Annotated in this window: 16 protein-coding genes and 3 tRNA genes; 9 read left to right on the top strand and 10 right to left on the bottom strand. The window is 68.3% G+C overall.

The window, feature by feature from the left end; translation table 11 throughout:
• The 4 genes from AC1DWP_RS15120 to AC1DWP_RS15105 form a co-directional block, all read right to left on the bottom strand.
• A partial coding sequence (locus AC1DWP_RS15120; protein WP_477615314.1) for a helix-turn-helix domain-containing protein occupies positions 1-145 on the bottom strand: 145 nt, incomplete at its 3' end.
• Between the two features lie 114 nt (positions 146-259).
• A tRNA-Arg gene (locus AC1DWP_RS15115) sits at positions 260-333 on the bottom strand.
• A gap of 13 nt (positions 334-346) precedes the next feature.
• Positions 347-1,591, bottom strand: a complete 1,245-nt coding sequence (locus AC1DWP_RS15110) for a M20 metallopeptidase family protein (protein WP_477615293.1) — start codon at positions 1,589-1,591, stop codon at positions 347-349.
• A gap of 10 nt (positions 1,592-1,601) precedes the next feature.
• Positions 1,602-2,801 (bottom strand): PrsW family intramembrane metalloprotease, encoded by a 1,200-nt coding sequence (locus AC1DWP_RS15105; RefSeq protein WP_477615292.1) that lies wholly within the window; start codon positions 2,799-2,801, stop codon positions 1,602-1,604.
• A gap of 65 nt (positions 2,802-2,866) precedes the next feature.
• On the opposite strand from AC1DWP_RS15105, the gene orn reads away from it, so the two are divergent.
• The 5 genes from orn (at position 2,867) to AC1DWP_RS15080 (ending at position 5,320) form a co-directional block, all read left to right on the top strand.
• Positions 2,867-3,496 (top strand): oligoribonuclease, encoded by a 630-nt coding sequence (gene orn, locus AC1DWP_RS15100; RefSeq protein WP_477615291.1) that lies wholly within the window; start codon positions 2,867-2,869, stop codon positions 3,494-3,496.
• 151 nt (positions 3,497-3,647) lie between these two features.
• Positions 3,648-3,723 (top strand) — tRNA-His (locus tag AC1DWP_RS15095).
• Between the two features lie 81 nt (positions 3,724-3,804).
• Positions 3,805-4,455 (top strand): class I SAM-dependent methyltransferase, encoded by a 651-nt coding sequence (locus AC1DWP_RS15090; RefSeq protein ID WP_477615290.1) that lies wholly within the window; start codon positions 3,805-3,807, stop codon positions 4,453-4,455.
• 101 nt (positions 4,456-4,556) lie between these two features.
• Positions 4,557-5,186: a copper resistance CopC family protein gene (locus AC1DWP_RS15085; RefSeq protein ID WP_477615313.1), complete on the top strand. Its 630-nt coding sequence runs from the start codon at positions 4,557-4,559 to the stop codon at positions 5,184-5,186.
• 58 nt (positions 5,187-5,244) lie between these two features.
• Positions 5,245-5,320 (top strand) — tRNA-Lys (locus tag AC1DWP_RS15080).
• A gap of 475 nt (positions 5,321-5,795) precedes the next feature.
• Here the strand turns inward: AC1DWP_RS15080 and AC1DWP_RS15075 are convergent.
• Positions 5,796-7,049 (bottom strand): PP2C family protein-serine/threonine phosphatase, encoded by a 1,254-nt coding sequence (locus AC1DWP_RS15075; protein ID WP_477615289.1) that lies wholly within the window; start codon positions 7,047-7,049, stop codon positions 5,796-5,798.
• 216 nt (positions 7,050-7,265) lie between these two features.
• Here AC1DWP_RS15075 and AC1DWP_RS15070 point away from each other — a divergent pair, with 216 nt between their 5' ends.
• Positions 7,266-7,604, top strand: coding sequence for an STAS domain-containing protein (locus AC1DWP_RS15070; RefSeq protein WP_477615288.1), 339 nt, complete (start codon positions 7,266-7,268; stop codon positions 7,602-7,604).
• 25 nt (positions 7,605-7,629) lie between these two features.
• On the opposite strand, the gene AC1DWP_RS15065 is transcribed toward AC1DWP_RS15070, so the two are convergent.
• From AC1DWP_RS15065 to AC1DWP_RS15045, 5 genes are all read right to left on the bottom strand, one after another.
• Positions 7,630-7,905 carry a hypothetical protein gene (locus tag AC1DWP_RS15065; RefSeq protein ID WP_477615287.1) on the bottom strand — a complete coding sequence of 92 codons (276 nt, stop codon included), beginning with the start codon at positions 7,903-7,905 and terminating at the stop codon, positions 7,630-7,632.
• Positions 7,906-8,050: 145 nt separating this feature from the next.
• Positions 8,051-10,603 (bottom strand): phosphoenolpyruvate--protein phosphotransferase, encoded by a 2,553-nt coding sequence (ptsP, locus tag AC1DWP_RS15060; protein ID WP_477615286.1) that lies wholly within the window; start codon positions 10,601-10,603, stop codon positions 8,051-8,053.
• 57 nt (positions 10,604-10,660) lie between these two features.
• Entirely contained in the window at positions 10,661-11,299 is a 639-nt protein-coding gene (dhaL, locus tag AC1DWP_RS15055) for a dihydroxyacetone kinase subunit DhaL (RefSeq protein WP_477615285.1), read from the bottom strand.
• Positions 11,300-11,301: 2 nt separating this feature from the next.
• Positions 11,302-12,303 carry a dihydroxyacetone kinase subunit DhaK gene (dhaK, locus tag AC1DWP_RS15050; RefSeq protein WP_477615284.1) on the bottom strand — a complete coding sequence of 334 codons (1,002 nt, stop codon included), beginning with the start codon at positions 12,301-12,303 and terminating at the stop codon, positions 11,302-11,304.
• 37 nt (positions 12,304-12,340) lie between these two features.
• Positions 12,341-13,132 carry an MIP/aquaporin family protein gene (locus AC1DWP_RS15045; RefSeq protein ID WP_477615283.1) on the bottom strand — a complete coding sequence of 264 codons (792 nt, stop codon included), beginning with the start codon at positions 13,130-13,132 and terminating at the stop codon, positions 12,341-12,343.
• A 97-nt stretch (positions 13,133-13,229) separates the two neighbouring features.
• Between AC1DWP_RS15045 and AC1DWP_RS15040 the strand changes: the two genes are divergently transcribed.
• The 3 genes from AC1DWP_RS15040 to AC1DWP_RS15030 are packed head-to-tail and all read left to right on the top strand — an operon-like array spanning position 13,230 to position 15,216.
• Positions 13,230-14,027: an IclR family transcriptional regulator gene (locus AC1DWP_RS15040; RefSeq protein ID WP_477615282.1), complete on the top strand. Its 798-nt coding sequence runs from the start codon at positions 13,230-13,232 to the stop codon at positions 14,025-14,027.
• Between the two features lie 57 nt (positions 14,028-14,084).
• Positions 14,085-14,723 (top strand): DUF309 domain-containing protein, encoded by a 639-nt coding sequence (locus tag AC1DWP_RS15035; protein WP_477615281.1) that lies wholly within the window; start codon positions 14,085-14,087, stop codon positions 14,721-14,723.
• 1 nt (position 14,724) lies between these two features.
• Positions 14,725-15,216 (top strand): VOC family protein, encoded by a 492-nt coding sequence (locus AC1DWP_RS15030; protein WP_477615280.1) that lies wholly within the window; start codon positions 14,725-14,727, stop codon positions 15,214-15,216.
• The last annotated feature ends 121 nt before the right edge of the window (positions 15,217-15,337 follow it).

Raw genomic sequence — 15,337 nt, 5'->3', positions numbered from 1 at the left:
CGCCCAGCTCGTACCTGGCCAACCACTCGTGCAGGGTTTGCCGCGAGACCGACCAGGCGGCCGCGACCTCCTTCACCGTGCGGCCGTCACTGATGACCGCCAGAACCGCCTTGTACCGCTGCTCAGCCACGCTCATCTCCCTCATCAAGGGAGTGTCAAGGATCAGCCGAAGTAGGTGTCAACCATCAACCGAAACACTGTCAGGCATCAACCGAAGCCCAAACGTCAAGCATCAGGCGAAGTCGTACATGGCCGTGAGCGCCCCCGGCAGGACTCGAACCTGCGACCTAGAGATTAGAAGGCTCTTGCTCTATCCAGCTGAGCTACGGGGGCAATGGCGCAGAGTCTAGGACGAGCGCCACTCGTCACTCAGTTGCGCCAGGCGCCGCAGGGCGAGCTCGGCCAACAAGGCCGCGCCGTCGGGGACCACGGAGTCGTCGAAGTCTGCTCGCGGGGAGTGGTTGTCCGGTGCCGAGTCGAAGTCCGCGACAGGGCAGGCGCTCAGGTTGACGTAGGCGCTCGGCACCAGCTGTCCCACGAAGGAGAAGTCCTCCGCGCCCATCTCCGGGTTGCGCTGGTGGGCGTAGCGTTCCGCGCCGAAGAGATCCACGATCGTGTCCTTGGCGAACGCGTACTCGGCCTCGTCGTTGACCGTCACGGGGTAGCCCGGCAGGTGCTCGACCTCCGCCGTCAGACCGTGGGCCTCGGCGAGCCGGGTGGCGAGCAGCTCGATCTTGCGGCTCACCTCGGCCCTGGCCTTCTCCGAGAGGCTGCGCACGGTCGCCTCGAACACGGCGTCGTCGGGGATGATGTTGTCCTTGGTGCCGCCGACGAACTTGCCGACCGTGATGACGACCGGGTCGAAGACGTCGAACTGGCGCGTGACCAGGGTCTGGAGGGCGACGACGATCTCGCACGCCACCGGGATCGGGTCCTTGGCACGGAACGGCTGCGACCCGTGACCACCCTCGCCGACGACGCGCACCCTGACCTCGTCGGCCGCCGCCATGAGCGGCCCCGGGCGCCCGAACCACGTCCCCAGAGGGTGCTCGGAGGAATACACGTGCAGGGCGTATGCCGCGTCGACGCGCCTCCCAGCCGCCTCGAGCAGACCCTCGTCGATCATCGGCTTCGCGCCGCCAGGGCCCTCCTCGCCCGGCTGGAACATGAACACGACGTCGCCGGCGAGCTGGTCGCGCAACTCGTGCAGGATGCGCACGGCGCCCACGAGGCCCGCCACGTGGAGGTCGTGACCGCACGCGTGCATCAGGCCCTGGTGGCGTGACACGAACTCCAGCGGCAGGTCTTCGCTGACGGGCAGGGCATCCATGTCCCCGCGGAGCAGGACGACCGGCCGCCCGCCGCGCCCGGGTTCGTCATGGCGCCCCGCACCTCCGCGACCCCGCAGGACGGCGACGACCGACGAGAGCGACTCCCCCACGGTGATCTCGAGGTCCAGTCCGGCCAGTGCGTCGAGCACGGCCTGCTGGGTGAGGGGCAACGACATCCCGACCTCGGGGATCTGGTGCAGCTCGCGCCGGAGCGTGATGAGGTCCGGGCCGATGGTCGCAGCGATCTCGAGGGTGCGCACCCGCTGCACGCTAGTACGCCCCGAGGAAGTCCCTGCGGCTGGCAGTGATGGTCTGCAAGAGGTCACGTTCGGTCTCCAGCGCGCGCTCGTCGGCAGCGCTGTGGTGCATCCGTGCCCGGAGCAGGGCCAGCTCGCTCGCGGAGTCCTGGAACCGGCGCATCGACCGCAGCATGGCCCGGCCCCCAGCGGTCCTCGCCCAGACCCGGGCGGACCGACGCCCGTTCATGGTCGAGAGCATGTGGACCTCGCTCGGCGACAGCCAGCCGGCGTCGGCGTACTCGCTCAGGTGGCGGCCGATCAGGCGCCCCTCTCGGCGACGTGCCCAGATCACCAGGGCGACGAACGCGACGAAGATCGGCACCTCCACGAGGAGGTAGACCGACAGCAGCCCCGCTCCCCCCGTGATGGCGGCGAGGTTCCACACGGCGTGGGACAGCGCAGCCAGCAGGTAGCCACCGACAGGAGCGAGGACCTTCAGCACGCGGTTGCGGGTCGTGGCGGCGATCCCGATGCCGATGCCGGTGAGCACCGTGAACATGGGGTGGGCGAACGGGGTGAAGAGGCAGCGCGCGATGAACGTGCCGGTGAGCGACGCGTCGCCACCGTGGTCGTAGGCCATCCCGAGGTATTGGATGTTCTCGGTGAACGCGAAGCCGGCTGCCACCACGCCGGCGTAGACCATGCCGTCGATGATCCCGTCGAACTCGCGACGCCGGAACCACCACACGAGGAGGACGAGCAACCCCTTGCAGGCTTCTTCCACCAGTGGCGCCGAGAACACGGCCGTGGCGAGCATCGCGTCGTCGTCACGACCGGTGGCGGCCTGGAAGGCGACATTGGCCCCCGTGTTGAAGACCCCCGCTGCCAGTGCCGCGACGAGCGCACCCCAGAGGAAGGCCGTCACGAGGTAGCGCCACGGTTCTGCCTCGAACCGGTCCAGCCAGAGGAAGGTGGGGATCACGATGCCGAGCGGGATGGCCGCGAGCACCACGGCCAGAAGGGTCGTCACCAGGCCCAGGGTCGCCCCGTAGTAGACGGACAGCACGATCGCGGCCAGCCCGAACCCCACCACCATCAGGCCCACCAGCAGCCAGCCGCGCAGCCTGCCGCGACCGGTCCCGCCGGTGGCCCCCTGCGAGGACGGCACGGCCCCCCGCCCACCCGCGGGCGACGCGTCCGCGGCATACCTCTGCTCTGGTCCCCAGCTCATGACGGGCAGGGTAGTCGAGGCGGCCGCGGCGCCGCCCTGTCACCACAGGGCAATATGGTGGTCCGGTGACTGCCACCCCCACCGACCGCTCCGTCAACGACCGCATCGTCTGGATCGACTGCGAGATGACCGGGCTCTCCCTGGAGGCCGACGCCCTCATCGAGGTCGCGGCGCTCGTGACCGACTTCGAGCTCAACCAGCTGGGCGACGGCGTCGACGTCGTCATCACGCCCCCGGCCGAGGCGCTGGTGCAGATGGACGACTTCGTCCGCACCATGCACACCACGTCTGGGCTGCTCGACGAGCTGGCAGGCGGCACGACCATGGAGGACGCGCAGGAGCAGGTCCTCGCCTACATCCGCGAGTGGGTGCCCGAGCCGCGCAAGGCTCCGCTGGGCGGCAACACCGTGGGCACCGACCGCAACTTCCTCGCCCGCGACATGGCCGAGCTCGAGGCCCACCTGCACTACCGCATCATCGACGTGTCCTCGATCAAGGAGCTGTCGCGCCGCTGGTACCCGCGCGCCTACTTCGGTTCGCCCAAGAAGTCCGGGGGGCACCGGGCGCTCGCCGACATCCGTGAGTCCATCGCCGAGCTGCGCTACTACCGCGAGGCTGTCTTCGTGGCACCCCCGGGCCCCGACAGCGACACGGCCAGGGGCATCGCGGCACGGCACGTGGTCAACCACAGCTGACCCACGAGCGACACCCTGGGTATGCCGCCGGGTCATGGACGGCGCGTCCCGCACCGACTCGCTGGTCTGCCGGGGTGGTCACGAGCACCGCTTCGGAACGGGTACTATTGGCGTCGCTTCCGCGGCCGGCATTGTCCGGTCGTGACGCATGGTGGGCGTAGCTCAGCTGGTAGAGCACCGCGTTGTGGTCGCGGGGGTCGCGGGTTCAAGCCCCGTCGCTCACCCCATACCGAAGGCCCCTGACCGGGATGGTCAGGGGCCTTCGTCGTGCTCTGGTGCTCGTGGTCCGGTGACGGGAGACTGGGCACATGCCGGGCTGCTGTGACCCCCAGGGGTACGACAAGATCTTCGGGCCCCGCTTCGCCCGGCGAGTGGCCCGTCGCTACCGCAAGCGCGGGCTGGGCTCGACCGAGCGCGACATGGTCGACTTCCTGGCCGGGCGTGGGCTGACGGGGGCCTCGGTCCTCGAGATCGGAGGCGGTGTCGGCGAGATGCAGCTCGAGCTGCTGCGCCGCGGCGCCGCCCACACGACCAACCTCGAGCTGGTCGCGGCCTACGACGGTCCGGCGCGGTCGCTGGCGGAGGAAGCCGGCCTCGCCGACCGCATGGAGCGACGGCTGCACGACATCGTCGAGGCTCCGGAGGAGGTCGAGATGGCCGACGTGGTCGTGCTGCACCGAGTCGTCTGCTGCTATCCGGACTACGAACGACTGCTGGGCGCCGCCGCCGACCACACGCGGCACCTGCTCGTGTTCAGCCACCCTCCGCGCAACGTCGGCACACGCGCGTTCGTCTGGTCGCAGAACGCCGCGCTGCGACTGATCGGTCGTCCGTTCAAGACGTTCACCCACCCGCCCGAGGCCATGCTCGCGGTGCTGCGCGAACGCGGGCTCACGGCGGTCCATGCCCGCCACGGGGTTGTGTGGCACGTCGAGGGGCTCGTGCGAGAGGCCGGCTGACGCGCGAACTGGCTCAGGGAGTTGCTGGCGCCCTTCTCGCGGTCCGACTCAAGGGTGCTGGACCGGCTCCCCCCTCCGTCCGGCAGGATGGTCGGGTGTACATGGACTCCGAGGGCAAGCGCAGGACGATCCGGATCGGTGTCTGGGTGGCGATCCTCGGACTGCTGCTGGGCGTGCTCGGCTCGATCGTCATGGCGACCGGGGCCGACGCCCACGCGGCGCTGACGTCGGTCTCCCCCAAGGACGGCTCCTCGGTGGACAAGGCGCCGACGCGGGTCGTGCTGACCTTCGACGAGCCCATCAGCACCAGCTTTGCGACCGTGACGGTCACCGGACCACAGGGTGCGGTGTCCGCGGGCAGGGCGGTGGTCGACGGCGTCACGGTCACCCAGGTCTTGGAGGCCGATCTTCCCAACGGCCGATACACCGTCGCGTTCCGCGTCGTGAGCGAGGACGGACACCCGGTCTCTGACAAGACCACGTTCACGGTGGCAGCCGCCGCTGCTTCGGCGACCGCGACCGACGCCCCGTCGGCCACGCCGCTTCCTGCGCCCTCCACCACGGCCGTCGCAAGCCCGGCGCCAACCCTCGCCGACGATTCCGGGGAAGCCCGCAATGGCCGCGGTCTGCGGATCGGGTTGGCCGTCGGCGTCGCGGCTCTCGCCCTTGCTGGCGGGACCGCGCTGGTCGCCTCCGGCAGGCGGCGATCCGGCGACGATCCGGGCGAATGAGTCGTGACGTCAGCCGATTTCACCCCGCCCGCCTCGTCCTGCTAAGGTCTCTCCTCGCGCGCCATTAGCTCAATTGGCAGAGCAGCTGACTCTTAATCAGCGGGTTCGGGGTTCGAGTCCCTGATGGCGCACCATCGTGATCTCTCAAGGGATCCCGGACAGGCCGGACCCAGGTTTTGGGTCCGGCCTTCTGGTTGTTGGTTGGGGGCCGGGTGGTCTGCCGAGGGGTTGGTAGTTCCTCGCTGGCCGAGAGTGAGCTCGCGGAGCATTTCCCCGGTTCCGGCGTAGATGAGAGCTCACACCGGGTGGCGCTCCCATTGTTGCTGGAGGCGTGCAGTTGGTGCTGGTTGTTACTCGTCGTTCTGGGCGTTTCGCAACCTGACCTGCGCGTTTCCGGTACGCCTGAAGATCGCAAGGCCACCGGATGGCCGCTCACGGTGCGAGCCGCTCCGACAAGCCATTGTCTTCCGCAGGTACACGGGCCCCGGCTCGGCCGCTCAAATTCCCTCCGCTGTCGATACTCCAGCCGTGTCCGAGCCTCGGGAGCGGCAGGCGAAGGACTCGAACCCCTGTTATCCGCAAAGGCGGCAGGCTCGTGATCGTCTATTGCTACAGCTCAATGATCAGAACAGCGGTGTCATCGGGTGCGGACTGAGGTTCAAGGACGGCCGTGACGATGGTGTCGATCAGGGCTTCGGGGCCCAGGCCGGGGTGGGCGGCCAGGCAGGCAACGAGGCGAGCGAGGCCCTGCGTGATGTCTTCACTACGGCGCTCGATGAGGCCGTCGGTGTAGAGGACCAACTTGGATCCGGGGCTGAAGTGGACGGCTGCCTGCGGGCGGGGGTCGGCTTCGGCGGTAGCGGCTAGCGGTGGACCGAGGGCCTGATCCAGGGCCTCGATCCTGCCGTCGTTGTGTTGCAGCAGTGGGGGCAGGTGGCCCGCGCTGCTGTAGGTCGCGGTGTGCAGCTGCAGGTCGAGGACGACTTTGACGGCCGTGGTTGCCGTCGCCTGCTCGATTTGTCGAGCGAACCGGTCCAGAACCCTCAGGGCATTTGCGGGTCCCACGTCGGCAACGGTCACGGCACTCAGGGCGCTGCGTAGCTGACCCATCACGGCAGCCGCCTGGAGTCCTTGACCCACGACGTCGCCCACCGCGACCGCTAGCCGCCCGTCTGGCAGCGCGGCCACGTCATACCAGTCGCCGCCGACACTCAGGGAGCTGCTGGCGGGCAGATACCGCGCCGCAACGCGCTCACGAGCCTCTTCGGGGATGCTGGCCGGGAGCATCGCACGTTGCAGGGTCAGGCTTGTCGTGCGTTCGCGGTCTTCGGCCTCCCGCAGGAGTGCGTTCGCAGTCTGCAGTTCCCGCGCCAAGCCGAACAGATCGGAGTGCTGCTCGAGGTTCAGGCTCGACAGCCCTGCTGTCGCGCCGAAGTCGGCGGCAATGGACAGCACCACGGGGGTCACGTCTTGGAGCTTGTGCAAGAGCGCAACCACCCCATTCGCCGGACCCTTGATGGGCGTGGCCGTGCTGATCCAGTAGCGCGTGGCGGGGGGCGATTGTGGTGCGGTGTCGATTCGCACGTCGTAGCGCTGCATGGGTAGGACCTGCGGCCGACCGGTGGACAGGCAACGCTCCAGGGATTCGCGAATTTGATCCGCGGCGCCTGCGAGAGACTCAAGCGAACCTGCCGGCAGCACGTCTAGAAGGTCACGCCCCACAAGGGCGCGTCGCGTGCGGCCGACGACACCCGAATAGGCAGTGTTCACATCCAGGATCTTGAGGTCCGGGCTGAGTAGCGCACACGGGTTGGGAAGGGCGTCAAAGACCGCGCGGTAGTCAAGGGGCGCGTCCCGATTCATTGGATGATCGTGCACCCTCACAGACCTCCATGCCCGACATTTGCGCGAGTCGTCGCAAGACGATCGATGGTGACACCCTCGTGAATGAACCAGACAGCGTTTGGACCACCGGTGTCTCTCCGCTCCTAGGCTTGCACCGGGCGCCGCAGTAGCAGACGGGCACGTGGCGGCACAGTATTCTTGCCGCGGTCGTTCGAGAGTGGGGCAGACGTGAACATGACATTGTCGATCGACGTGAGTCGCGACATCCCGGTAGTGCGCGTCGCGGGTGAGCTCGACCACGAGACGGTGCCTGCACTGAGGGCGGCCATGCAGGAGACGATCGACGGGCACCGAGACCTGATCCTGGACCTGCATGCCGTTACATTCCTCGACTCCAGCGCCCTCGGCATGTGCGTCACGCACCACAAGACCCTCCGAAAGCGAGGAGGTTCGCTTCGGATCGCGAACGCGTCCTCGCGGGCACTGACGCTGCTCACCCTCAGTGGGCTGAATCAGGTGCTCCAGCTCTACCCGACCCTCGATGCGGCTCTTGCGGTCCATGACCAGGGATGACTCCCGGGGTTTCGTCGCCCGCTCCTCAGACGCCCCGGGCGGCACGACGAACCAAGGCAACGGCTGACCAGACCATCTGTTCGACGGCCGCTTCGCGCGTCAGGCCGGCGATGTCGGTGAACCAGACCAGCGACTCGATCCCGCTCACAGCCCGGACCGCGATGGCCAGACGACGTACGCCGTCAGCGCCGAGCTGAGCGGCCAAGGGTTCGAGCGCCTCAGCGAACCAGCCGATCGCCCGTCCTTGGCGCAGCGGGAGCTGTCCCGACTCCGTGTCGGTCTCCAGCGACAGCCGCAGCATGGTCCGTTGCTGTGCAAGAGCTCCCAGCCCGAGCCAACAGAGTGCGGCCACACCCCCGATCACCTCTACATCAGGGCCAACACCTTGTCGCCGGTCAGGGCGACGGTTGCCACGATGATGGCGGCATTCACGGCGCAGGACGACGTCATCGTGTCTCGACACGACTTCCGGTCCGGGCTCCTGATTCCGGGTCGCCCTGCGTCTCCGCCATGCTGGCGAGGACGAGCTTGCGGACTTCGTTGGCGCCGGGCAACGTGAGCGCCTGCCCCGCCAGGGACGCGCACTGCTCTACGTTGAGCTGACGGATGGCCGCCTTGACCCTGGGCACCGCGGGAGGCGAGACGCTGAGCTCTCGCACGCCGAGCCCCACCAGGACCGGAATGGCGAGCTCGTCGGAAGCGGCCTCGCCACAGACAGCAACGTCGATTCGCCCATTCACTACTCGACAGACGTGGTCGATCAGGCGGAGCACACCCGGGTCGAGGGCGTCTGAGAGGGCTGCCACGGCGCCGTTCCCACGTTCGGCCGCCAGGGTGTACTGGGTCAGGTCGTTGGTGCCGATGCTGACGAAGTCGACGTAGGGCAGGAAGGCCTCGATCTTGAGCGCAGCGGAGGGGACCTCGATCATCGTGCCGATCTGAAGACCCGAAGGCAGGCCCAATGATCCGGCAGCCTCGATGAGGACCTGTCGCGCCTCGATCAGCTCGTCGGGCGTCGACACCATGGGCAGCATGATGCTGGTCGGTGAGTGACGCGCCGTGTGGCAGATGGCGGCCATCTGTTCGCGCAGCAGGTCCCGGTGCGTCAGGCTCAGCCGTATGCCGCGTTGGCCGAGGAACGGGTTGGCCTCGTGTGGCATGGGCAGGTAGGGCAGTGGCTTGTCACCGCCGACATCGAGGGTTCGCAGGGTGATGCGCCGACCGTCCATGGCCGCGGCGATGGAGTCGTACTGGCTCTGTTGCTCGTTGGTGTCGGGAGCGGCGGTCCTGTCGAGGAAGAGGAACTCCGTGCGCACCAGTCCGGCGCCGTCCGCCCCCGCCGCGAGCGCGGCACGCGCGTCGCTCAATGACCCGAGATTGGCAGCGACGAGGATGCGCGTGCCGTCACGGGACACCGCAGGCTGGTCGGCCAGGGCGACCTGCCGAACGCGTTGCTGTGCGGCCTCTGCGGCCCGGCGCTGGTACTCCTCGATCAGCTCGGGTGCCGGGTCGAGGTGCAGGGCACCGGTACCGCCGTCAAGGAGGATCGTCCTGCCTTCGGCGATCCCCAGCACCTCGGGACCGGCCCCGACGACGACCGGGATGTCGCGGGCCCGCGCCAAGATTGCCGCGTGCGACGTCGGACTCCCCTGGGCGAGAACCACTCCGGTCACCAGAGCGAGGTCCAAGCCGGCGGTCTCGGCGGGCGTGAGGTCGCTGGCAACCAGCACACCCTCTCCCGTCATCCGGCGGGCTGGTTGGCCGGTCAGAGCCTGCAACACCTGCTCTCCGACCGCGTGGACGTCGGCGGCTCGCTCCCTGAGGTAGGGGTCGGGAAGCTCGGCCCACTGACGTTCGATGTCGGCGAGTGAGCCGGCCCAGGCGGCAACCGCGCCGGTGCCGGGGCGAATTCGTGCCTTGACGTCGCCGAGGAGTTCGGTGTCGGTGAGGAGGGACAGGTGCGCATCGAAGATGCTGGCCTTGTCGGGCCCGACTTCCCGTTCGGTGAGAATCCGGACGTGCTCGATCTCACGGCGCACGGTCGCCACCGATTCCAGGACCCGCCGCCATTCCGCGGCCGGCTCCCCTGCGGGGTGTCCATCGAGATCGACGGGCGCGGCGCTCAGGCGGCGGACCTGGCCGATCGCGATTCCCGGGGAGGCTGGCAGCGGTCCGCTGCGGCGGGGGGCGGGTCGGGGCAGAGCAGGTCGAGCTGGGACCTGCTCGGGGGGTTCGTCGAACCGTCGCCCGGCGAGGGCCAGGACGTGCTCGACGGCCTCTTGAGCCTGCGGCCCGGTGGCACGAACCTCGACGTCGTGACCCTGCAGAGCCGTCAGCGTCGCCACTCGACTCAGGCTGGCTGCAGGGACGGGCCCGGCGCCGGTGGTGAGGTTCCTCAGCTGGACCGACGCATCGAGAGCGCGCACCTCGCTCACGAGTCGGGCCGCCGGTCGAGCGTGCAGGCCGTGGGGATTGGCCACCGAAAATACTCCGACGACGGCCTGCGCCTCGTCGTCCGGCTCGGGCGCGACTCCGGGCTCCGGGGGCGACAGGTGCGCGGCCTTACCCATCACCGCGTTCCGCGCCTCAGTCGCGACCTCTGCCCTGCTTGCGCCACCCGCCGCGGCGACGGCGGCCACGATGAGCCCTTCGACGAGAGGGGCCGGCGACAGCGTCACACGATCGCGGATGCTGGAGTCCCGTAGCAGGTCGAGCGCCAGCTCGGCACTGAGCACCGCGCTGCCGAGGTCCATGAGGACCACGACGCCGCCTGGGCCGTCCGCCCGTTCGATGGCCTGCATGATGCTGACGGCGTCGGTACCGAAGGTCGTGACGTCAAGACCGGCTGCCACTTCGATCTTCACTGGGCGGCCATGGAGCATCTCCCCCGCCAGCGCCACGGCCGCCAGGGCGAGCGCGCGGCTGTGGGAGACCACGACCAGACCGACCCGGCACTCGCTGTCTGTTGCGGGCGGCTTGGCGGATTTGCCCTCGGTCATTGTCACTGCCCTCCGCTGCTCGTCGTGCTGAACGTGAGTGTTCGATGGGTGGCTGTCTCAGGAGGCGGCATCTGCTGCAGCTTCGAGCAGCAGCGCCACGCTCGCCGCCCCTGGATCCTGATGGCCCACGCTCCGCTCACCGAGGTAGCTGGCCCGCCCTTTGCGCGCCAGCATGGGGGTCGTGGCGTCGCGACCCGCGGCGGCAGCATCCCGGGCCGCCTTGAGCCCGGTAGCCAGGGAGGCGTTGTCCGTGAGCGCTGCCTCGAGCGCATCGACGGCAGGCGCCAGAGCGTCATACATCGTCTTGTCGCCGGGGGCGGCCTTGCCTCGATCGACGATGCCCCCGAGCCCGGCTCGCAGCGCCGCTGCGACATCGTCTGCGGAGACCGTTTCGGCGGCGGCCCCCAGCGAGCCGCCCATTCGCATGAAGAGCGTCCCGAACAGTGGCCCGCTGGCTCCGCCTACCGTCGAGACCAGTGTCATGCCCACCTTGGTCAGAAGCGCGCCCGCCGTCGGCGGCCGGCTTTCATCGAGCGCAGCCACGGCGGCCTTCATGCCTCTGTCCATGTTCGACCCGTGGTCGGCATCGCCGATCGCTGCGTCGAGCTCGGTCAGGTGCTCGCGGTTGGCGGTGATGAGGTGTGCGAACCCGCGCACCCATTGCTCGAAGACCGCCGTGGTCACGGTGTCGCTCATGCTCAGATGCCCCATCTCAGTGCAGCAGTGTTGACAGGAGCGTCCCAGAGGGAGAGCAGCTCGTCATCGACCCTGAGGAGGGTGACCGAGACGCCGGCCATGTCGAGTGAGGTGATGTAGGAGCCGACGAGCGACCGGGCGATGGGCAGTCCCCGGCCGCCGAGGATCTTCTGGACCTCGTTGAAGATCACATAGAGCTCGATGAGCGGGGTGCCGCCGAGACCGTTGACGAACGCGATGACGGGGTTGCCCCGGGCGAACGGCAGGTCGGCGAGAATCGGCTCGACCAGGAGTGAGGCGATGTCGCTCGCGGGGGCGAGCGGCAGCCGGGCCCGGCCCGGTTCTCCGTGGATCCCGACACCGAGTTCCATCTCGTCGTCGCCCAGGTCGAAGGTCGGGCGCCCTGCCGCCGGCACGGTGCACGAGGTGAGGGCAAGGCCCATGCTTCGGCCGTTCTCGTTGACGGTCCTGGCGACCTGGGCGACCTCGTCGAGGTCGCGACCCTGCTCCGCTGCCGCCCCGGCGATCTTCTCGAGGAGCACGGTGACGCCGACTCCGCGTCGCCCCGCGGTCCAGGTGCTGTCCTGGACCGCCACGTCGTCGTCAGTGACCACGGAGACGATGCGGGCTCCGGTCTCCGCCGCCGCCATCTCTGCCGCCATCTCGAAGTTCATCACGTCGCCGGTGTAGTTCTTGACGACGTGCAGGATCCCTGCGCCTCCGTCCACCAGCTTGGTCGCGGCCAAGATCTGCCCAGGTACGGGCGAGGTGAAGATCTCTCCGGCACACGCCGCGTCGAGCATGCCCAGGCCGACGAATCCGCCATGGAGCGGTTCGTGTCCGGACCCTCCGCCGGAGATGATGCCCACCTTGCCTCTCTTCGGAGCGTCTCCGCGGTAGATGACCTTGCTCTCGTGGTCGACCCGCAGCTCAGGGTGGGCGGCTTCGATGCCACGCAGTGCCTCCACCACGACGTCGTTCGGGTCGTTGATCAACTTCTTCATCAGAGTCTCTTTTCGCAGTCAAACGGGTTCGGGACGGTCAGACGGTGCTGGTCTGACGGGAGATGGCGGCCTGCGCGTCGGGGTCGCCGAGATCCAGCCCGGGAGCCGCGACGGCACGGTCAGCCGGAGTGCGGGTGAGCAGGCCGTACAGCAGGGCGGCGACGACTCCGGCGAGGAGCTCGGCCGCGAGGTACACCGGGAGCTGGTGCCACTTCACCTCGCCGCCAGCGAGCTGCTGAACAAGCATGGGACCAACGGTACGAGCCGGGTTGATGGATGCGCCCGTTGCCGGAGCGACAGGGATGATGGCAGCGAAGACGACCAGGCCGATGGCCACGCCGGCGAACCCCGCGGCGGCCTTGCGGTGGATGACGCCGAAGATGGTGAACACGAGGATGAACGTGCCCACGAACTCGGCCGTAAAGGCTTGCAGCCAGCTGATGTCGCCGTACGAGGCAACACCCAGACCGACGTCGCTGGCCTTGTGTCCCAGGACACCGATGATCGCGGCAGCCCCGACGATCGCCCCGACGACCTGGGCTCCGATGTAGGCCGGCACCTGGGCCCACGGGAACTTGCCGGAGGCGGCCAGGCCCAGGGTGACTGCCGGGTTGATGTGGTTGCCACCGACATGCCCCAAGGCGTAGACGGTGGCAACGACCACGGTGCCGAACGCCAGGGAGATGACCCCCAGGTCGGCCATGGTGAACGGCGCCTTGCCGTTGACGATCAGGGTGGCGGGGACTGACCCCACGCCGATGAACACCAGGAAAGCGGTTCCGATGACCTCAGCGCCCAAACGCTGGAGGAGGGTGGTCTCGTCAAGCATCGCCCTTGCCCCTTTGCAAGTTGTCTGAATTTCATTCGATATTGTCGAACGTGATTTGGAGGCTACCCCTGTGATTCACTAGGAGGCAAGGGTTTTCGTGAACTACGTCACAGCGAAGAGGACATACGTGATCCAATCGGTCGATCGCGCCATCAAGGTTCTCAGCGCGCTTCAGGGCGCTCGACGGATGAGCCTGTCCGAGTTGGCCGCCCGCCTCGATCTGGCGCCCTCGACCACCCACGGAATCGTCCGCAGCCTGGTCGAGCACGGGATGGTGGTCCAGGAGCGCGGCTCCAGCCGTTACCAGCTGGGCCCGGCCGTTCTTCGGCTGGGCAACGTCTATCTCGACACGCTGGAGCTCCGGTCCAAGGCCATCCCCTGGGCCGAGGACCTCGCCCGGCGCACCGGTCTTGCCGTACGCACCGGCGTGCTGCTCGTCGACGACGTCGTGATCATCCACCACGAGCCGCGCCCGGACGGCAGTCGCCAGATGCCGGAGGTGGGCATCGTCATCCCGGCGCATGCGAGCGCCCTCGGCAAGGCTCTGCTCGCCTTCCTCCCAGAGGATGAGAAGCGAGTGCTGACCTCAGGAGAGCTGCGCAGCATGACCGGCGAGACGACCACCTCCGCCGACCAGCTTCGCGAGCAGCTGGAGGTGATCCGGTCGACCGGCATCGCCCTCGAGCAGGACGAGGCTGTGCTCGGCGAGAGCTCGCTGGCGAGCCCGGTCTTCGATTCGTACGGAGAGGCCGTGGGGGCCGTAGGGGTCGTGATCCCCTCAGACGGCGACGTTTCCCGCCACGACTCGCGCGACCTGGTTCGCGACACGGCCCGATCCGTGTCGCGGGAGCTGGGCGCCCAGGCGTGGCCCCCTCGCCCCCAGGGACGTAACTAAGCGACCGACAAGCGGTGGGTCCGGGGGCACCACCTGAACCGCCCAGTGAGCAGGGCGATGACCGCGTGCTCAGAGCCCCATGGCGGCACACACGTCAATGCCGTCGTGCGGGATCTTGATGGGTGTCACCGTTGTGTCGGCTGGGTGGTAGACGAAGTCGATGAGCCCAGTGGTGCTGAAAGGTTGTCAGGCCTTGATGATCGGTGGCGACCTGGACCCGCGCCCTACGCGGCGAGTGGTCTCGGTTCTTGGGAGACTGACCGCATGACAGGACGTGATCGTGACCGGGATACCGAAGGCCGGGCTCGCCAGGCGAGGCCTCGCGACGCGTTGGGTCGACCGCTGCCCTACGGAGCAGAAGGCGTCGAGCCGGTGTCGGAGGAGCCTCTTCCGCCAGAAGACACCCTCGAGGCAGCTCGAGCACTCGTGGCGGCTGGACGTCCCTTCGCCGCGCACGAGGTCTTGGAGGCGCGTTGGAAGGCCGGGCCGATCGAGGAACGGGACCTGTGGCAGGGCCTTGCGCAAGTCTGTGTTGCGGTCACGCACGCAGCACGCGGAAATCAGGTTGGGGCCGACCGACTGTTCGACCGCGCTGCGGAGAGACTGGAGGCGTTTGCTGCTACAGGACGCTGGGCCTACGGCCTTGACTTGCCGCTAGCAGTCGAGCGAGCACGAAGTCATCTCGGCGCATTGTGACGTGACGCCCGGCTCGCGGCGGATTGATGCACCCACCGGACGCCAGGCCGAGCTGGTCGCTGAGCACTGTCGATTGGAGACGGGCTCGAACGTCATCTGGTTGAAGGCCACGCCCGGTGGCCCCGCAGAACCGGAGGTCATCATGAGCCATTCCATCGTGCACGCCGAGATCCGTTCGAGCGACCCCGACGCAACAAGGGCATTCTTCGGCGAGCTGTTCGGCTGGACCTACCCAACCGAAGGCGCCTTCCCCGGCTACACCTTTGTCGAGACAGGGGTGCCCGGCGCCCTCTACACCGCGATCAGCCCGCTTCAGGGCGACGGCGACCTGGTCACGTTCTTCGTCGGCGTCGAGGACATGGCCGGCGCCATCGCCGAGACGACTCGCCTCGGCGGACGCGTCGTACAGGAGCCGGTCAGCGTTCCCGGAGTGTCATTCGCGCTGATCGCCGACCCTCAGGGTCATGTTGTCGGCTTGGCCCAGCAAGTTTGACGGGATGGCCGAAGAACCGCCCGACCGGGCCACCGGGCCGCCCCCCTGACCACGACCCTGATTGCCTCCCTTTGGCGACAGCCTGAGCACAAGCGTCTTACGCTATGGCCGAGAGGAGGCG

It is taken from the genome of Pedococcus sp. P2_F6 (assembly GCF_056403675.1).
Note: the sequence above shows the minus strand (reverse complement) of the source record. Positions and strands in the feature narration are given on the sequence as shown.